Annotated in this window: 1 protein-coding gene; it reads left to right on the top strand. The window is 67.5% G+C overall.

What is annotated here, in order from left to right; genetic code table 11:
* The coding region (locus tag IE252_RS42895; protein ID WP_229849177.1) for an IS630 family transposase at positions 1 to 797 on the top strand (797 nt) is incomplete at its 5' end.
* Between the last annotated feature and the right edge of the window lie 11 nt (positions 798 to 808).

Below are 808 nucleotides of genomic sequence, written 5' to 3'. Positions count from 1 at the left end.
CCTGGAGCCTGGCCAAGCTGGCCGACTTCCTGGTCGCCGAGGGGGTGGTCGACGACATCAGCCACGAGGGCCTGCGCATCCTGCTCCGCGAGGAGGGCGTCTCCTTTCAACGCATGAAGACCTGGAAGACCTCCCGCGATCCGGACTACGCCGCCAAGAAGGCCCGCGTCGAGCACCTCTACGCGATCGCCGACGGCGAGGTCATACCCGAAGACGACGAACCCGACGTCATCTTCTGCCTGGACGAGTTCGGCCCGCTCAACCTCCAGCCCCACCCCGGACGGCAATGGGCCGAGCGCGGTGGGCGGCACAAGGACCCCGGCCGCGAGCCCAGGCCCCGACGGCGGGCGACCTACACCCGCCCGCACGGGGTCCGTCACCTGTTCGCCGCCTACGACCTGGGCAAGGACAAGCTCTACGGCCACATCAAGCCGAGGAAGAACCGGACAAGGTTCCTGGAGTTCTGCCGCTACCTGCGCAGCCTCTACCCGCCCGCCATCCGCATCGCGGTCGTGCTCGACAACTTCTCCCCGCACCTGAGCACGAAGAAAGACACCCGCGTCGGCGACTGGGCCGCGGCGAACAACGTCGAACTCGCCTACACGCCCACCAACAGCTCCTGGCTGAACCGCATCGAGGCCCAGTTCACCGCCCTGCGCTACTTCGCCCTCGACGGCACCGACCACGCCAGTCACAAGGAGCAGGGCAGCATGATCCGCCGATACATCATCTGGCGAAACCGTCACGCCGACGACCGGCGCCTACGCGCCGTCGTCGACAGGGCAAACGTCGCCTGATACGGCACTAG

Origin of the sequence: Streptomyces melanogenes (genome assembly GCF_014649795.1) — a bacterium.
Lineage (GTDB): Bacteria > Actinomycetota > Actinomycetes > Streptomycetales > Streptomycetaceae > Streptomyces > Streptomyces noboritoensis.
Note: the sequence above shows the minus strand (reverse complement) of the source record. Positions and strands in the feature narration are given on the sequence as shown.